Here is a 15443-nt window from a genome sequence, read left to right on the forward strand (position 1 = left end):
ATCAGACTTGTAGATTACATAACTGCTTTGACTCCTCGTTCGCCTGTGCGTATTCGAATCGTCTCTTCGATTGGGGAGATGAATATCTTGCCGTCACCGATATTGCCTGTTTTACAGCTTTGGAGAATGATATCAATGATCTCATCTACTTGATTGTCTTCTGCGATCATTTCAATTTTAAGTTTGGGTAGTAACTGCATTTGGAACTCTGTCGATCGATAGACACCAGTTTGTCCGCGTTGCTTACCGGTACCAGCTACTTCGGTTACGGTTAGACCGTTAAATCCAATTTCAGAAAGGTTATGCCGCAGTGCTTGAAATGTTTCTGGTCGAATGATGGACTCGACTTTTTTCATTGTTTTTTCATCCCTTCATTTGATGTGAGGTTTCTTAACATCATTAGTTATGTTAATTATCATAATAGTAAATTTTATTAAATGCAAGTATTTTTTTGTATGTTTTTTGAAAATTTAGAAGTAAGCGTTTCCGACTTTGGTAAGATTTTTTCAATTAGAAGGTTTAATTGAAATAGAGGATGGGTACATTACATAATAGGTTTAGATTTTTAATAAAAACATTGTAAAATTACCTGATATTTCTAGAATAACCTCTACCTTTTAGTTGACAAATGTAGTATACTATACATATAGGTAATTTAAACTTATTATAATTTAATAAGTGCACCAATGTTTGTGATAATAATCTAACATACTTAAAAATGAGGAGTGAAGTTTCATGGTAACACTTTATACCTCGCCAAGTTGTACTTCTTGCAGAAAGGCAAAAGCATGGCTAGAAGAACACAACATACCGTTTACAGAGCGTAATATCTTCTCTGAGCCACTAACGCTTAATGAGATTAAAGAAATATTACGTATGACTGAAGATGGAACGGATGAGATAATTTCTACGCGTTCGAAGGTTTTTCAAAAGTTGGATGTAAATATTGAACAACTTCCAATGAAGGATCTATTTAGTCTAATTCAAAAAAATCCTGGATTATTGAGAAGACCAATTATTCTGGATGAGAAACGCCTGCAAGTAGGTTATAACGAAGATGAGATTCGCAGATTTTTACCGAGAACTGTTCGCACGTTTCAGTTACGCGAAGCTCAGAGGATGGTTAACTAATTATTTTTTCATAAAATAAAATATAAAAACGCAGAGTCCTTATGGAGCTGCGTTTTTTCTACTTTTAAGGCTGAGCTAGAAAAACATAAGGAGGGAGTACTGTGGAAAAGCTAATATTATTTGATGGGGATTGTAATTTTTGTGATCGAAGCGTGCAATTTATCATTGCAAGGGATCCTAAAGGCCATTTTAAATTTGCTTCGCTGCAGAGTAATATTAGTAAAAATCGATTAAGGAATTTTGATATTCCAAAAGATTTGGATACTATGGTGCTTATCGAGGATAACAAGTGTTACATTAGATCCACAGCGGCTCTTCGGATATGTAAGCAATTAAAGGGACTATGGAAACTCTTTTATATTTTCGTAATTATTCCAAGGCCAATTCGAGATGTTTTTTATGGAATTATTGCGAAAAATCGTTATAAATGGTTTGGAAGAAAGAAAAGCTGTGAATTGCCTAGTCCTGAAGTTAGGAAGCGTTTTTTGACAGATGGGAATTAGAAATTAAAAACTTTCCTTCCGGTTTATGTGCAACTATGGTCCCCATAACACCTGACAGATACCAGTTTTTCTAATGATTCTGTTGTGGTATTTCAACATTGCTCATTATGGATTTTTGTGCTAAATATGTCATCCTATCGTGACGCGAAACGGGTGACAAAATGGGGGGAATGCTGTAAAATAGCATACTAACTATCCACTTCTTATTGGGTAGGATGAAAAATTCATATGGTAAATAGGCATATTAATTTCCAAGATGCCGTACACTATCATACAATAGAAGTAAGAACAGGTATAGCGATGGTTAGAGTTCCTTTGAAAAGGGTACTACAAACTATAGAGTAGCAAATAAAGTTGAAATAAATAATTGGTGAAGATGTCTCTTCCACCTAACTGTTTTTCCTTAATATGAAATGATGAAGCTATGCTTTGCAAGGACGAAACAGCTATAACTTTTTCAATTTGAAGGGAGAGAATTAAATTGGAAATAGAGAGAATAAATGAGAATACCATTAAGTTTTATATTTCGTATATCGATATTGAAGATCTCGGTTTTGAACGTGAAGAAATCTGGTATAACCGTGAACGCAGTGAACAACTTTTCTGGCAAATGATGGATGAAGTTAACTATAAGGAAGACTTTAATCCTGACGGCCCTCTATGGATTCAAGTGCAAGCGATGGAAAAAGGGCTTGAAATAGTTGTTACAAAGGCGAAAGTTTCTAAAAGTGGTGAACACCTTGAATTGGATTCTGAGGATGCGGATGATTTCGACTTACCGGTTGAAGAAAAGATTGAAAACCTACTTGAAGATAAATTTGGCAAGAATGTTTCATCTTCAGAGGATGATGATGAGGATATGATTGAGGATAATTTATGGATTATTGTAGAGTTTAATGAATTCGAGGACGTTATTCAACTAAGTCATTATTTCAACGAATTATCTGATTTTGGGGAAGAGACACTATACCATTATAATGATAAATACTATTTGTACATGGAATTTTCTCACGATATACTTGATGATAACAAGCAGGAGAATATAATTAGTCAAGTACTTGAATTTGCAAATGATTCTGATGTATCTATTCATTTATTGGAGGAGTATGGCAAGGTTATTTTTGAATCCAATACATTTTCGCAAGTAAGATCATATTTCCCAGTTGAGGTATAGACATTCTGTAAAAGGGTGTCTATTTTTTTGTTTAAATTAATAAAATAAACATTCTCTAAATAGTTAACTCAACTTTCGCGGGCTAAAATAGGTAGGTAAACCTAGATATAGTTAGGCAAGCCTGCATAGCCGCTTTAATTGACGAATTAAAAACTAATAAGAAATAAAAATACCCCAGCCAACGAAACTGGAGTATTGGGATCATTACATTAAATGTTAAGGTTATCGAATATTTTAAGAAATCCTTATCAGTAAGACGCCCCTATTTATAATAAACCGCAACAAAATGGGAGAAAATCTGATCTAGGTTACGGAAGATCTAGTTCTCCCTAACATCTCTATTTACTCATAAAAACATTTCTTCTAGAGTACATCTAAGCTTGCAATGATGGCTACAAGAATCTGAATTAACAATTGGATGTTAATTGCTATAGCTGTGTCAGTTGTAGTGACATTGACATTTTTTGAACAATCAATAATTGTTTTTTGGCGATTGCTCTGTCTTGTCTTAGAAACCTGTCTGAAGTCTTGCAAGACATCCTTTGCCCGATCAGAATCTGCAATTGTTATACTAAGAACTACTGCGATTGCAGCCTGGATACCTAGTTGCAGGGAAACTGCAGCTTGCGTATCTGTTGAAGTAACGTGAACATCTTCAGAGTTCTTAATGATAATCCATTCATCTGATACTTGCTTAATCGAATCATGCTGTACAGCTTCCTGATCAACGTCTGCATTGTTTTGATTATTAGTATCACAATGATCTAAAGCTCGCCATTCTTTAAGAGTTGACATTCTATACACCTCTTTTCATCCATGTTTATTTTATAAAATATCGACGATAACTATTAACGCTAGTAATAACTGCAGCAAAACTTGAATATTAATTGCTAGGTCTGTGTCTGTAGTTGTAACTGTTGCATCTTTTGTATTATAAATATAGATTTTTTGTCTATTAGATTGAGTCATATCAAACTGCTGTATTAAATCTTGCGCTACTGCTTCACCTTGATCAGAATCACCGATTGTAATTCTAAGAACCAGTGCGATTGCCAGTTGTAATCCTGCTTGTAGTGAGACTCCCACTTGGGTATTCGTGGTATTAATCGTGATATCGCAGGATTCTTTTACCCAAATAAGCTCGGCTGATTCTTGTTCCAAATATGCGTATTCGCCACCATCTTGGGAAACTGTTCCATCATCGTTATTATAAAAATTGTAATCAAATCTTGATTCGTTGCTTGATTCATGTTTACGTTTCTCACTAAAATTATTAGCACAATCGTGGTGCACTTCAGTATAGTTATTCATATCTCTTGAACTTCTATAAACTGCCATCATGACACTCCTTTCTTATGGTTATAAGATAATTTATGGCTTTTTTTACTAGAAGATTGTACAAATATACTAGAAACCTTATAAATAAAGAAAACACCTAAATGTAGGTGTTTTCTTATGCTTATTCCTTATTCATCTGTAAGCTCCGTATTTCTTTTATTGAATTGATCAACTTGTTCTTTTAAATCTTCTACCATTTCTTTTAGCATTTGCTTCTGCTCATCAGACAAATTCTTCTTTAATTCATCTGGTTTAATGCCATTTTTTCTGAATATACTATCGACCATAAGATCAACTACCTTTTCAGATACTTGTTGCTTAGATACATCACTCATTCATTTCACCTTCTTCCATTCAATATATTTTATACTATGGTATTTAACTAGGAGTTGACTATGCTGTTGTCTATAGAGGTTTAAGAGGTGGTTCTATAGGGGGCTAGAGAGATTGCCTTTTCTTAAAATCAAGCACTATACTTCAAGGGTAATGAACTCTACAGGAATTGTATTTAACCATTTTATCTGGGTGCAAAAGTTGAGTAATTAATATTTCCGAAGCAGGAATTTGTCATTCGCTGTCGAATGTATAGTTTTGATGGAGGTGATTTTATGCTGCAAGCAAAAACCGAGGATGGTAGATCCATCACGCTTGCAACAATGAGTCGAGAAAGAATAATTGCATTAAGAGACGCTGGCACATTATTTTATTGTTCCGTTTGTGGGAAACAGGTAATTATGAAGGTGGGCTTTAAAGTGATTGCTCATTTTGCTCATAAGACTGCTGTAGATTGTCCGTCCCAGAAAGGTGGGGAGGGGATATATCACGAACAAGGAAAACTCTTGTTGTATCAATGGTTCAAGCGTCATAATATGGAGGTTGAATTAGAATCATTTCTTCCTGAAATCCAACAACGTCCAGATATATTAGTGACTTGGAATAACAGACGAATTGCTATTGAATATCAATGTGCAAGAGTCTCTGTGGAAAAAATAAGACAACGTAATTATGGATATCTATCAGTCGGAATTACTCCGATATGGATTGTCGGTGCGACTCTCTTTACACGTTATCAAGCGAATAGTTTTCGAATTGATCAGTTTACGCGACAATTAATGCATCAATATAACCCACGCATGCCACCTGTACTCTATTACTTTTGCCCATACACCTCTCAACTTGCAATCTTACAAGATATTTTCATTACCAAAAGCACGCAAGCCATTGGGAAAATCTATATTTCGCCACTAAATAACCGTAAATTTTCAGACCTGTTCCAATTAAAGTCTTTTACAAATGCAGAACTACAATACTTATGGCGGAAAGAAAAGTATAAATTTCGTCAAACGCAAGGAATAAAGCCTTATGGAAATGAATTAAATTGGCGGAGATGGCTGTACTCCAAAGGCCTGCATCTTGAAAACCTCCCATCAATTGTTCATCTCCCAATAGCCTCGCAATATCGAATGAAAACCCCACTATGGAATTGGCAGAGTAAAGTCTGCCTGGAGATTATTGATCCACTTCCCGTTGAAGGTGTTTTTTCTAATGCTGAATGCCAAAGCCTTTTCTTTCGACAGCTATATAAACCAAAACAGTTTCCATTAATCTCTTCGCAAAGTAATCCGGTTCAAGAATACCTTAGCTTGCTCGAGCAGCTTGAAGTAATTGAGGAAGTCTCTAGCGGTATGTATAAAAAACGCCAGCCAATTTCCTTTTATCATCATATTGAGCAAGCGGTGCAAGGGGATGAGCAACTTGTAAAGGAATTATTTAGGCAAAAATCAAACATAATACGAGCATGAATTGGGAATAGTTCGTTATACTAAAGTATAGATTGAATTTATAAAGGATTTTCCCTAGGGAGTCTAGAACTAGTATAGAAAGCATAAGGGAGGAATTTATTCATGTCAAAAACGACAAAAGAATTACCGAAACGTAGTGAAATACCGGTTGAATCTACATGGAGATTAGAGGATATTTTTGCATCAGATGAATTATGGCAGGAAGAATTAAAAAAGCTGCAGCAGGATATTCCGCAAGCAGAAGCGTATAAAGGGAAATTATCGGAGTCTGCGGATGCCTTATATGATTTGTTGAAACTGCAGGATGGGCTTTTTGAACGTCTAGGAAAATTATATACATATTCGCATATGCGATATGACCAGGATACAACCAACTCCTTTTATCAGGGCTTAAATGCGCAAGCGGAAATGGTGTTGACTCAAGCTTCAAGTGTAATGAGTTATATTGTACCAGAAGTGCTTCAAATGGATGAGGCTAAAATTAAGCAGTTTCTTGAGGAAAAAGAAGAACTAAACTTTTATAAAAAAGTATTGGATGAAATTAATCGCGGGCGTCCTCACACATTAAGCGAGAAAGAAGAGGCTTTGCTTGCAGAGGCTTCTGAGCCTTTATCAAGCTCTTCGCAGACATTTAGTATGCTTAATAACGCTGATTTAACTTTTCCATCTATTGTCAACGAGGATGGGGAAGAGGTTGATCTTACACATGGAAGATATTCTACGTTTTTAGAATCAAAGGATCGCCGTGTTCGAGAAGATGCGTTCACTAAGGTATATGATACGTATGGCAATTTTAAAAATACGTTTGCATCAACACTTAGTGGAAATGTGAAAACCCATAATTTCTCTGCGAAGGTTCGAAATTATGAAACTGCAAGACAGGCAGCGCTTGATACCAATAATATTCCAGAGCAAGTATATGATAATTTAGTTGAAGCGGTTAATGAAAAGCTTCCATTACTGCATCGTTACACAGAGCTACGTAAAAAGGTATTAAAGCTCGATGAATTGCATATGTACGATTTGTACACACCATTGGTAAAAGAAGTAGAAATGAAGGTTTCCTATGAAGAGGCTAAGGATTATATGTTTAAAGGCTTAGCACCACTCGGGAGTGAATATGCAGAAATTCTAAAAGAAGCTTTTGAAAATCGCTGGATCGATGTGGAAGAAAATAAAGGAAAACGAAGCGGAGCATATTCTTCTGGATCCTATGCAACAAACCCGTATATTTTAATGAATTGGCAAGATGATGTGAACAATACGTTTACCTTAGCACATGAGCTGGGTCATTCTGTTCACAGCTACTATACAAGAAAGACACAGCCTTTCCGCTATGGAGATTACTCCATTTTTGTAGCTGAGGTTGCATCTACGACAAATGAAGCATTGTTAAATGATTATTTATTAAATAATTTAGAAGATGAAAAACAAAAGCTATATATTCTAAATCATTTCTTAGAAGGCTTCCGTGGAACGGTATTCCGCCAGACAATGTTCGCTGAATTTGAGCATGAGATACACGTGAGAGCGAAGGCTGGGGATGCGCTTACTGCGGATAAGCTAACAGAAATTTACTATGATCTAAACAAGAAATATTACGGAGAAGCAGTTGTTTCGGATGAAGCAATCGGTCTTGAATGGGCAAGAATTCCACATTTCTATTACAACTATTATGTGTATCAATATGCAACGGGATATTCAGCTGCAACTGCACTTGCAAATGGAATACTAGAAGGAAAAGAAGGTGCCGTTGATCGTTACCTTGATTTCCTAAAAGCCGGAAGCAGTGACTATCCAATAGAAGTGTTGAAAAAGGCAGGCGTCGATATGACATCGAAACAACCGATTTTAGATGCACTTGATGTCTTTGAAGAGAAATTAAATGAAATGGAACGTTTGTTACTTGGATAAAGCATGCACAGATAAAGGGAATCAGCAAACTGCTGATTCCCTTTATCTATACCTCCGTACATTTCGCTGGGTAAAAGAATGAAGTGTTAAGTAGATAGATAAGAAAAATAATGGCAATGTAATAAAAAGCGGAATGAGCTTCATTAAGCCCAATAAATTTAAGAAAAAGGCAAAAACGGTTAGTGTGATAAATAAAATAGGATAAAACCGATAAACTCTTCGCATCTCAATCCCTCCAGTGACAACTTTAATCGGCTCATTACACTATATGATTATAAGAGCTTGTATAGAAGTGAACTTTTTGTGAATATGTGCACATATAGGTTGAAAATGAAATTACTTCTTGTTATTATAAGAATGTAAGTTAAGTACAAACAAATACCCCTTTTGTTTGATCATGAAACTTTCTCCCATCCCCCTTTGTATAAATACAAAGTAGGAATAAGGATATACGCTGCCCCGTATATCCTTTATTTTTTTGTCTTTAAATGAAAAACGATCTAGAAATGCATCTCTTTCATTGCATGACTAGATCGTTTTAAATAAAAAACAAAGAAGATTGGTAAAAAATAAGCCTTTTCGTAAGGCTGAAAACTAATAAATATATTTCCAAAAGGATCCATACTTTGCTGGGATTTTTTCGACAACTTGCTGAAATTGTAGTTTTTTCATTTCTTTTTCCGTTTCAGCAAGTGACCAATCGTAAACAACCGAGATTTCTTTACTGCCAACCACTTCATAATATTCCAAAAAGGTTTCTAAAGGTGGCTTTACAGAAGGGATTGGTGTTCGTTGCAGCATTTCTTTTAAGACAAGCTCATAAATCTCATATGGATAAAGACCAGAAATTTTAATACCTTCCTCTTCAACGACTTGATTAAAAAATACAATCGTTGGAATATAATCTACTTCCATTTCACGTGTTAACTTCAAATCACATTGATACGCTTTTTTAGCAGAAGCTGAGAAAAGGTCTCTTTCAAATTCTTCGACGTCTAACTTAGCTTCCTTCGCACATTGAAGGAGTACATCTCCATCTGATATATTCTGCTTTTTCAAGAAAAGATTTTCTTGTAATTTCCGTAAAAACAACATTCCTGATTTTTTGCCTTGAAGTTCTGCTGCTTTAATTGCAAGCGATGCAATCCAAGGGTAGGATACCGGGTTTTCTATCCACAAATCTCCATCACAGCTCATACCAGTCCGCTTTGCTGTTCTTTCCCACATATCCTTTAATTTTCTTGGTTTATCAAACGAATCTGTATTTAGAGCTCTAAGTTGGCCACTTACAATTTGGCGTATGGTGAAGAATCGTCCATATTCAACAGACAGTTTTTTCAGATAGGGTTCTAGGGACCAGCATTCCGCACAAAGCGGATCAATAAATACAAAAATTTCAATCGGTTTTTGCACAATATCTATATAGCTATAATTGACCGATGTGTTTGTATGATTTGAGCTTGTGAGCTCAGTTTGATTCCAACTCACATCGAATTCTCCTTTCTCTTATTCAGGCGTGTTCATCATGTGGTTTGCAGTAAGGGTCAATTTCTCAAATATAGCCATGCGGTATGGTTCCTCAATTTCTACTTCATCTAACGCCTCTGCCATACATTCGAGCCAAGCATCCCTTCTAGAAGGAGTTATTTCAAAAGGTAAATGACGTCTTCGCATCATCGGATGGCCGCGTTCTGCTTCATAAGTCCTTGGGCCTCCGAAAAACTGCGTTAAAAAAAGACTTTGCTTTCTCGCGGTTTCTGTGAGGTCTTCTGGAAAAATTGGCTTCAGTTTTGGATGCTTTCCTACACGCTCGTAAAAGGCATTTACTAGTCTGTCTATTGTATCGAATCCGCCAATGGCTTCGTAAATAGTTCCATGTACAATTTTTTCCATAAAATAGCTCCTTGGATGTTTGTATATATTGTAGCAACGGATACCAAAATGAGCAACAAATCTGATTGTAGCTAGATTGTATTACCTAATTTTCCAGCGAGTGGAAAAATCGTTCAATTTTATTTGGTGTTATTCTTTGTATTATATTATGTTCTTCGAGTAGCTGATTAAACATTTGTAACCCAGATGCTTTTGTGTTTGCTTCTATTTCTAATTCAAAATCCTCTTTATTATTGTAGGTACTGTAATCAAGGACAAGCAACACATCCTTATAGGAGAGTTCTCTTCTTAACGTAGAAAGACTACCACAATAAATTAGCTTTTCTGGTTGAATGTTTTTCTCCAATAGCTGTTTTGATGTATTGGATTTCGGGATGATCGTGCCGTTGATCCAACTTAGCGCTTCCTGTTCCGTTAGTGAATCATGCGTCTCGAGCAAACCATCAGGATGAGGTTCTTTTAAAGTTAATGTGTATTTCCCGTGTTTTTCTCGTATTCGAATCGCGCAGCCTTGTTCTTTAAGAGAAAATTCTTCTGTCTCAAAGTAATGGTTTATTTGTAGTTTTCCTTGTGATGGAAAAGAGATGTTTTGCAGTAATCGGTGATACTCCTCCTTTTCTAATAAGTTTTTAAATTCAATTTCTATTTCTTGTGTCATAATCTATGTCCCCCAACTTGAAAATAGGTTATTATTAATTATGGCGAAAGAAGGGCATGTATGCAAAGATTAGCCATTTTCGTTTGATGTGTTAAAATAAGGTTGATTAATAATAGTTATTCAAACATAGTTAGAGAAGTAATTTATTGTCAAGACTGGCAATTCGATATACTATATTTGCATGTTGAAAGCTGTTATGAACCTGAGATGAACGGTAAGGGTGATAACAATGAAATGGGAAGTAATCCTTGCTCCATATAAGCAGATTGTGGAAGAGCTAAAAGTAAAACTAAGGGGGATGCGTTCGCAATTTGAACTTGAATCCAGCCATTCTCCAATTGAATTTGTAACAGGTCGTGTGAAACCGATTCACAGTATTATGGAAAAGGCGGAAATGCGAGGGATTTCACTTGATAAAATAGATACGGAAATCCAAGATATTGCTGGTGTTCGTGTTGTTTGCCAATTTGTCGATGATATTTATACAATCGTAGATATGCTTCATACGAGGACTGATTTTACGATTGTCGAGGAGAAAGACTATATTGCCAATAAGAAAACGAGCGGCTATCGTTCGTATCATATGATTATTGAATATCCAGTCGAAACAATCCATGGTACAAAGCTGCACCTTGCAGAGATTCAAATAAGGACGCTTGCCATGAATTTTTGGGCAACAAATGAGCACTCCTTAAATTATAAATATGAAGGTAAATTACCGGAAGAAGTAGAGTCAAGGCTACAGCGAGCGGCAGAAGCGGCTTTTAAATTAGATGAAGAAATGTCCAAGATAAAAAGTGAAATTCAGGAAGCACAACGGATATTCCACCGTAAGTGAAGAGCAAAGGTGCTGGATCCGGACGCAGCCGATGCTGCTGTTAGTATGAAAGAGCCTGTAATAGAAGAAATAAGGGGAGAGAGTGGATGAAGTTTAAAATTGTTTCAAAAGGTGATGAGCGTTCCAATAAAATTAAAGCGACGATGAAGCAATATTTATCGGACTTTGATTTAGAATATGATAAAGTCGAGCCAGATCTTGTTATATCGGTTGGGGGAGATGGAACATTTCTGGAGGCATTCCATCGGTATAATCATCGGCTTGAAACAACAGCGTTTATTGGTGTCCATACAGGTCATTTAGGTTTCTATACGGATTGGGTTCCATCTGAATTGGAAAAGCTAATTATTGAAATTGCCAAAACTCCATTTCAAACAGTGGAGTATCCATTGTTAGAAGTAATTATTCGGGGGAAAACAGGGGAAAAGGAAGATCGATTTTTGGCACTGAATGAAGCAATGATTAAGACTGCAGACGGATCTTCTGTCGTCTTTGATGTGGAAATCAAGGGGGAGCATTTTGAAACATTCCGTGGAGATGGGATTTGTATTTCTACTCCTTCTGGAAGTACGGCATATAATAAGGCGCTTGGTGGAGCAATTTTACATCCGTCCCTTGAAGCAATACAAATAACTGAAAATGCATCAATCAATAACCGTGTATTTCGTACGATCGGTTCGCCGTTAGTGCTGCCAAAGCATCATACGTGCTTCTTAAAGCCAATGGTAGAGAGTAGTTTTCTTATTCAAATCGATCATTTTATTAAGACGTATACAAATGTCAAATCAATTCAATGTCGTGTTGCGAATGAACGGGTACGCTTTGCGCGATTTAAACAATTTCCGTTCTGGAATAGGGTTCGTGACTCCTTTGTTTCGGATGATGATAATAGATAGTGAGGCTTCCTGCAAAATGAAGTGGGTAATTGATAAAAATAATGCTGGATTAACAATCCGTGAGTATTTGCAAGCTGTTCATGGTTTTTCAAGAAGAATTATTATTGCGATTAAGCAAGAAGGAAAGCTACTTGTAAATGATAGGGAGAGGACTGTCCGTTATGTTTTATCAGACGGAGATGTGCTGGAAGTTCATTTTCCTGCTGAAAAGGTAAGCAGGAATTTACAGCCCGAAGATATAGATTTAAACATTGCTTATGAAGATGAAGCTGTAATCGTTATTGATAAGCCAGCAGGAATAGCAGCAATGCCATCTCTAAATCATCGTTCAGGTACGATGGCAAATGGTTTAATTGGATATTACAGGCGAATTCATCGCGAATCATTTACGGTACATGTTGTTACAAGATTGGATCGTGATACTTCTGGTCTTGTACTTGTTGCAAAGGATAGGTATAATCATTCATTATTGTCAAAAGCACAGCAATTGAATAAGATAAAACGTACATATATTGCGTTGGTGGAAGGACATCTGGAAAAAGAAGAAGGGACGATTGATGCTCCAATTGCGCGTAAAACAGATTCAATTATTGAGCGTACCATTCATGAAAATGGAAAACGGGCAGTTACGCACTATAAGAAACAATCTGAAGTTGGAGAAAGCACCATGGTTGAAATTGAGTTGGAGACGGGTAGAACACATCAAATCCGTGTCCATTTCTCCCACTATGGTCATCCGTTAGTGGGAGACGATTTATATGGAGGGTCACTACAGAGCATCAATAGACAGGCGTTGCATTGTTATGAGCTGATGTTCGAGCACCCAATTACGAAAGAAAGCATAACAATCCAATCGGAGCTCCCAAAAGATATGCAAAAGTTATTAGAACAGCAAGGCGATCAGAAATAGGTGAATTTTTCTTCCAATAATAATTGCTGTGATGGAACGGATATGATTTTTTCTTCTGGTAAACGAAATGAAGTTAATTGGTTGCCAAATACACATCCCGTGTCAATGTTAATGGTTTTATTCACGATGCGTGGCTCCTTCACTGGTGTATGTCCATAAACAATCCAATTATTTCCTTGATAGTGTTTTGCCCAATCTCTTCGAATCGGTCGTCCACTGCTGTCAAATGCTCCACTAATATCGCCATAAAGTACGAATGTCTTGACCGTTTTATCCGTGCGCCCAATCAGGCTTTCTTTGATCCCAGCATGGGCAATGATAACGTTTAGTTCTGGAAGCTGTAAATAAAGAGGTGCCTGCTCATACAATGTAATAAATTGGTGTTGGATAAATTTCTGTTCTCTTGTGGGTAGTGCTTCATATTCGGCCACTGTCGTTTCTAAACCATGTTTTTGTTGAACATTATTGCCTAGGAAATAACGATATAACTTATTGCAATGATTTCCTGGGACGTAAAACGCATTTTTATGATTTACTACCATCTGATAAACAAGTCTGATAACGGCGATGGAGTTAGGTCCGCGGTCGGTGATATCTCCTAGAAATACAGGCATTCGTTGGTCCGGATGAATATAGGTATCTCCATTATATTCATAGTCTAATGCATTAAAAAGGTTATGAAGTTCGTCAATACAACCATGTACATCGCCGATAATATCAATTTTCAAGGGTAACACTCCATTCCACAAAGGTAAGATTAGTTTAGCCTAACTACTTAAATAATATCGATGTGCACGTTCCGGAAAGCTTTGGTTTTTCGAGCAGTGTTTAAAAAAGTATTGGCATCCAGTTTACATCACATTTGTTTTATTTTGAATACAAAAGAAAGTGGCATTGTTTTATTTATCTCCATCTAGGGAATTAATATAAGAATGATTGTCGCTGCGTTTTGGAAAGGAAGTGGTAAGATGAGCACGAAACAAGATAGACACGAGGAACGATATGAGGAAAAGGTGAGAGAACGATTTCAGGAAGTGCAAACCCTATTACTAGAGGAGCAAATAGAAAATTTCCGTACGAAATTCCTTGACATGCATCCATATGATCAAGCAATGTTTTTCCAGGAGCAAGATAAATCGAATCGGATGAACATTTATTCCTATTTGTCACCGGAAGAAATTGCTGAAGTAATGATTAATATCGAGCTTGAAGATGTAACAGATTTTTTTATTGAGATGGATCCTCGCTATGCTGCAATGGTCTTCTCGAAAATGCCTGCCGATGACGCGGTTGATGTTTTGAATGAGTTAGATAAAGAAGAAGTGGCTAGCTTTTTAACGATTATGGATAAAAATGCAGCAGAAGAAATAAAACAATTACTGCATTACGAGGAAAAAACAGCCGGTAGTATTATGACGACGGAATATGTCGCTATATACCAAAATGCGACGGTAAAAGAGACCATGCAGCTACTGAAAAAGGAAGCACCAGATGCGGAGACGATTTACTATTTATTTGTCCTTGATGATTCCAAGCGCTTAGTAGGTGTTCTTTCAATTCGAGATCTGATTGTTGCAGATGAGGATACACGAATAGAGGAAATAATGAGTGGTAGTGTTGTTGCAGTTTCTGTTGCAAAAGACCAAGAAGAAGTAGCACAAATGTTTAGGGACTATGATTTTCTTGCGTTGCCGGTTGTAGATTTTCAGTACCATTTATTGGGGATTATTACGGTCGATGATATTTTGGACGTTATGGAAGAAGAAGCAAGTGAAGATTATTCCAAACTTGCTGCGATGACCGATACGGATAAGAGGGATGACTCTGCATTTACATCAGCAAAGCGACGCTTGCCATGGCTAGTTATTCTATTGTTCTTAGGTCTTTTTACAGCTAGCTTAATTGGTAGGTTTGAAGAAACATTAAATCAAGTCGCTGTTCTTGCCATTTTTATTCCACTAATTGCTGGGATGGCAGGGAATACTGGGACACAAGCACTTGCGGTTGCGGTACGTGGAATCGCTACTGGAGACTATGATAAAGAAGGAAAGATGAAGTTAATTTTACGCGAGGCGGTTATTGGATTAATTACAGGTACTGTATGCGGTATTCTAATAGCAATTGTTATTTATATATGGCAAGGAAATATTTATTTAGGGCTTCTAGTTGGTGTTTCAATTATGGCTTCATTACTAGTTGCAACACTTGCAGGTTCGTTGATCCCGATGATCATGCACAAATTTAATATTGACCCTGCAGTAGCTTCAGGACCATTTATTACAACTATTAATGATATTATTTCTATTGTTATTTACTTTGGAATGGCAACGACATTTATGAGTTATTTGATTTAGTTAACGAAGCAGCTTCTTTCAGTTTGGGAGAG

General features: G+C 36.5%; 18 protein-coding genes. 9 read left to right on the forward strand and 9 right to left on the reverse strand.

Going from position 1 to position 15443, the window contains the following annotated elements; all coding sequences use genetic code 11:
* Positions 1 to 14: 14 nt before the first annotated feature.
* Positions 15 to 356, reverse strand: coding sequence for a P-II family nitrogen regulator (locus tag F1560_RS10595; RefSeq protein ID WP_149474585.1), 342 nt, complete (start codon positions 354 to 356; stop codon positions 15 to 17).
* Positions 357 to 735: 379 nt separating this feature from the next.
* On the opposite strand from F1560_RS10595, the gene spxA reads away from it, so the two are divergent.
* The 3 genes from spxA to mecA all read left to right on the forward strand — a co-directional run bounded on the left by spxA (position 736) and on the right by mecA (position 2808).
* Complete coding sequence (spxA, locus tag F1560_RS10600) at positions 736 to 1131, forward strand: transcriptional regulator SpxA (RefSeq protein WP_149474586.1); 396 nt, start codon at positions 736 to 738, stop codon at positions 1129 to 1131.
* A gap of 101 nt (positions 1132 to 1232) precedes the next feature.
* Entirely contained in the window at positions 1233 to 1634 is a 402-nt protein-coding gene (locus tag F1560_RS10605; protein WP_149474587.1) for a thiol-disulfide oxidoreductase DCC family protein, read from the forward strand.
* A 481-nt stretch (positions 1635 to 2115) separates the two neighbouring features.
* Complete coding sequence (mecA, locus tag F1560_RS10610) at positions 2116 to 2808, forward strand: adaptor protein MecA (protein ID WP_149474588.1); 693 nt, start codon at positions 2116 to 2118, stop codon at positions 2806 to 2808.
* 363 nt (positions 2809 to 3171) lie between these two features.
* Here the strand turns inward: mecA and F1560_RS10615 are convergent, their stop codons facing one another.
* The 3 genes from F1560_RS10615 to F1560_RS10625 form a co-directional block, all read right to left on the reverse strand.
* Entirely contained in the window at positions 3172 to 3603 is a 432-nt protein-coding gene (locus F1560_RS10615) for a spore coat protein (protein ID WP_149474589.1), read from the reverse strand.
* Between the two features lie 30 nt (positions 3604 to 3633).
* Complete coding sequence (locus F1560_RS10620; RefSeq protein WP_149474590.1) at positions 3634 to 4146, reverse strand: spore coat protein; 513 nt, start codon at positions 4144 to 4146, stop codon at positions 3634 to 3636.
* Positions 4147 to 4274: 128 nt separating this feature from the next.
* Positions 4275 to 4481 carry a DUF5320 domain-containing protein gene (locus tag F1560_RS10625; protein WP_149474591.1) on the reverse strand — a complete coding sequence of 69 codons (207 nt, stop codon included), beginning with the start codon at positions 4479 to 4481 and terminating at the stop codon, positions 4275 to 4277.
* A gap of 273 nt (positions 4482 to 4754) precedes the next feature.
* On the opposite strand from F1560_RS10625, the gene F1560_RS10630 reads away from it, so the two are divergent.
* Positions 4755 to 5948 carry a competence protein CoiA gene (locus F1560_RS10630; protein ID WP_187773695.1) on the forward strand — a complete coding sequence of 398 codons (1194 nt, stop codon included), beginning with the start codon at positions 4755 to 4757 and terminating at the stop codon, positions 5946 to 5948.
* A gap of 102 nt (positions 5949 to 6050) precedes the next feature.
* Entirely contained in the window at positions 6051 to 7862 is a 1812-nt protein-coding gene (pepF, locus tag F1560_RS10635) for an oligoendopeptidase F (RefSeq protein ID WP_149474593.1), read from the forward strand.
* A gap of 42 nt (positions 7863 to 7904) precedes the next feature.
* On the opposite strand, the gene F1560_RS10640 is transcribed toward pepF, so the two are convergent.
* The 4 genes from F1560_RS10640 to F1560_RS10655 form a co-directional block, all read right to left on the reverse strand.
* Entirely contained in the window at positions 7905 to 8087 is a 183-nt protein-coding gene (locus tag F1560_RS10640; protein ID WP_149474594.1) for a hypothetical protein, read from the reverse strand.
* Between the two features lie 369 nt (positions 8088 to 8456).
* The gene (locus F1560_RS10645) at positions 8457 to 9350 is read right to left on the reverse strand and encodes a ClpXP adapter SpxH family protein (RefSeq protein ID WP_149474595.1); all 894 of its coding nucleotides are present in this window, start codon (positions 9348 to 9350) and stop codon (positions 8457 to 8459) included.
* A gap of 18 nt (positions 9351 to 9368) precedes the next feature.
* Positions 9369 to 9755 (reverse strand): globin domain-containing protein, encoded by a 387-nt coding sequence (locus F1560_RS10650; protein WP_149474596.1) that lies wholly within the window; start codon positions 9753 to 9755, stop codon positions 9369 to 9371.
* 85 nt (positions 9756 to 9840) lie between these two features.
* Entirely contained in the window at positions 9841 to 10413 is a 573-nt protein-coding gene (locus F1560_RS10655; protein WP_149474597.1) for a CYTH domain-containing protein, read from the reverse strand.
* A 229-nt stretch (positions 10414 to 10642) separates the two neighbouring features.
* On the opposite strand from F1560_RS10655, the gene yjbM reads away from it, so the two are divergent.
* The 3 genes from yjbM (at position 10643) to F1560_RS10670 (ending at position 13057) form a co-directional block, all read left to right on the forward strand.
* Complete coding sequence (yjbM, locus tag F1560_RS10660; protein WP_149474598.1) at positions 10643 to 11251, forward strand: GTP diphosphokinase; 609 nt, start codon at positions 10643 to 10645, stop codon at positions 11249 to 11251.
* 86 nt (positions 11252 to 11337) lie between these two features.
* Complete coding sequence (locus F1560_RS10665; RefSeq protein WP_149474599.1) at positions 11338 to 12147, forward strand: NAD kinase; 810 nt, start codon at positions 11338 to 11340, stop codon at positions 12145 to 12147.
* A gap of 16 nt (positions 12148 to 12163) precedes the next feature.
* Entirely contained in the window at positions 12164 to 13057 is an 894-nt protein-coding gene (locus F1560_RS10670; protein WP_149474600.1) for an RluA family pseudouridine synthase, read from the forward strand.
* Here F1560_RS10670 and prpE read toward each other — a convergent pair.
* Positions 13048 to 13785, reverse strand: coding sequence for a bis(5'-nucleosyl)-tetraphosphatase PrpE (prpE, locus tag F1560_RS10675; protein ID WP_149474601.1), 738 nt, complete (start codon positions 13783 to 13785; stop codon positions 13048 to 13050). The genes F1560_RS10670 and prpE overlap by 10 nt on opposite strands.
* A 240-nt stretch (positions 13786 to 14025) precedes the next feature.
* Between prpE and mgtE the strand changes: the two genes are divergently transcribed.
* Complete coding sequence (gene mgtE, locus F1560_RS10680) at positions 14026 to 15411, forward strand: magnesium transporter (RefSeq protein WP_149474602.1); 1386 nt, start codon at positions 14026 to 14028, stop codon at positions 15409 to 15411.
* Positions 15412 to 15443: the final 32 nt, after the last annotated feature.

Origin of the sequence: Oceanobacillus polygoni (assembly GCF_008304605.1) — a bacterium.
Classification (GTDB): domain Bacteria; phylum Bacillota; class Bacilli; order Bacillales; family Amphibacillaceae; genus Oceanobacillus; species Oceanobacillus polygoni.

Coding starts and splice junctions, on each gene's coding strand:
- F1560_RS10665 (WP_149474599.1), top strand. CDS start 11,338: ATGAAGTTTAAAATTGTTTCAAAAGGTGATGAGCGTTCCAATAAAATT.
- F1560_RS10595 (WP_149474585.1), bottom strand. CDS start 356: ATGAAAAAAGTCGAGTCCATCATTCGACCAGAAACATTTCAAGCACTG.
- F1560_RS10670 (WP_149474600.1), top strand. CDS start 12,164: ATGAAGTGGGTAATTGATAAAAATAATGCTGGATTAACAATCCGTGAG.
- F1560_RS10630 (WP_187773695.1), top strand. CDS start 4,755: ATGCTGCAAGCAAAAACCGAGGATGGTAGATCCATCACGCTTGCAACA.
- F1560_RS10620 (WP_149474590.1), bottom strand. CDS start 4,146: ATGGCAGTTTATAGAAGTTCAAGAGATATGAATAACTATACTGAAGTG.
- F1560_RS10615 (WP_149474589.1), bottom strand. CDS start 3,603: ATGTCAACTCTTAAAGAATGGCGAGCTTTAGATCATTGTGATACTAAT.
- pepF (WP_149474593.1), top strand. CDS start 6,051: ATGTCAAAAACGACAAAAGAATTACCGAAACGTAGTGAAATACCGGTT.
- F1560_RS10650 (WP_149474596.1), bottom strand. CDS start 9,755: ATGGAAAAAATTGTACATGGAACTATTTACGAAGCCATTGGCGGATTC.
- F1560_RS10640 (WP_149474594.1), bottom strand. CDS start 8,087: ATGCGAAGAGTTTATCGGTTTTATCCTATTTTATTTATCACACTAACC.
- F1560_RS10625 (WP_149474591.1), bottom strand. CDS start 4,481: ATGAGTGATGTATCTAAGCAACAAGTATCTGAAAAGGTAGTTGATCTT.
- mgtE (WP_149474602.1), top strand. CDS start 14,026: ATGAGCACGAAACAAGATAGACACGAGGAACGATATGAGGAAAAGGTG.
- spxA (WP_149474586.1), top strand. CDS start 736: ATGGTAACACTTTATACCTCGCCAAGTTGTACTTCTTGCAGAAAGGCA.
- F1560_RS10655 (WP_149474597.1), bottom strand. CDS start 10,413: ATGACACAAGAAATAGAAATTGAATTTAAAAACTTATTAGAAAAGGAG.
- yjbM (WP_149474598.1), top strand. CDS start 10,643: ATGAAATGGGAAGTAATCCTTGCTCCATATAAGCAGATTGTGGAAGAG.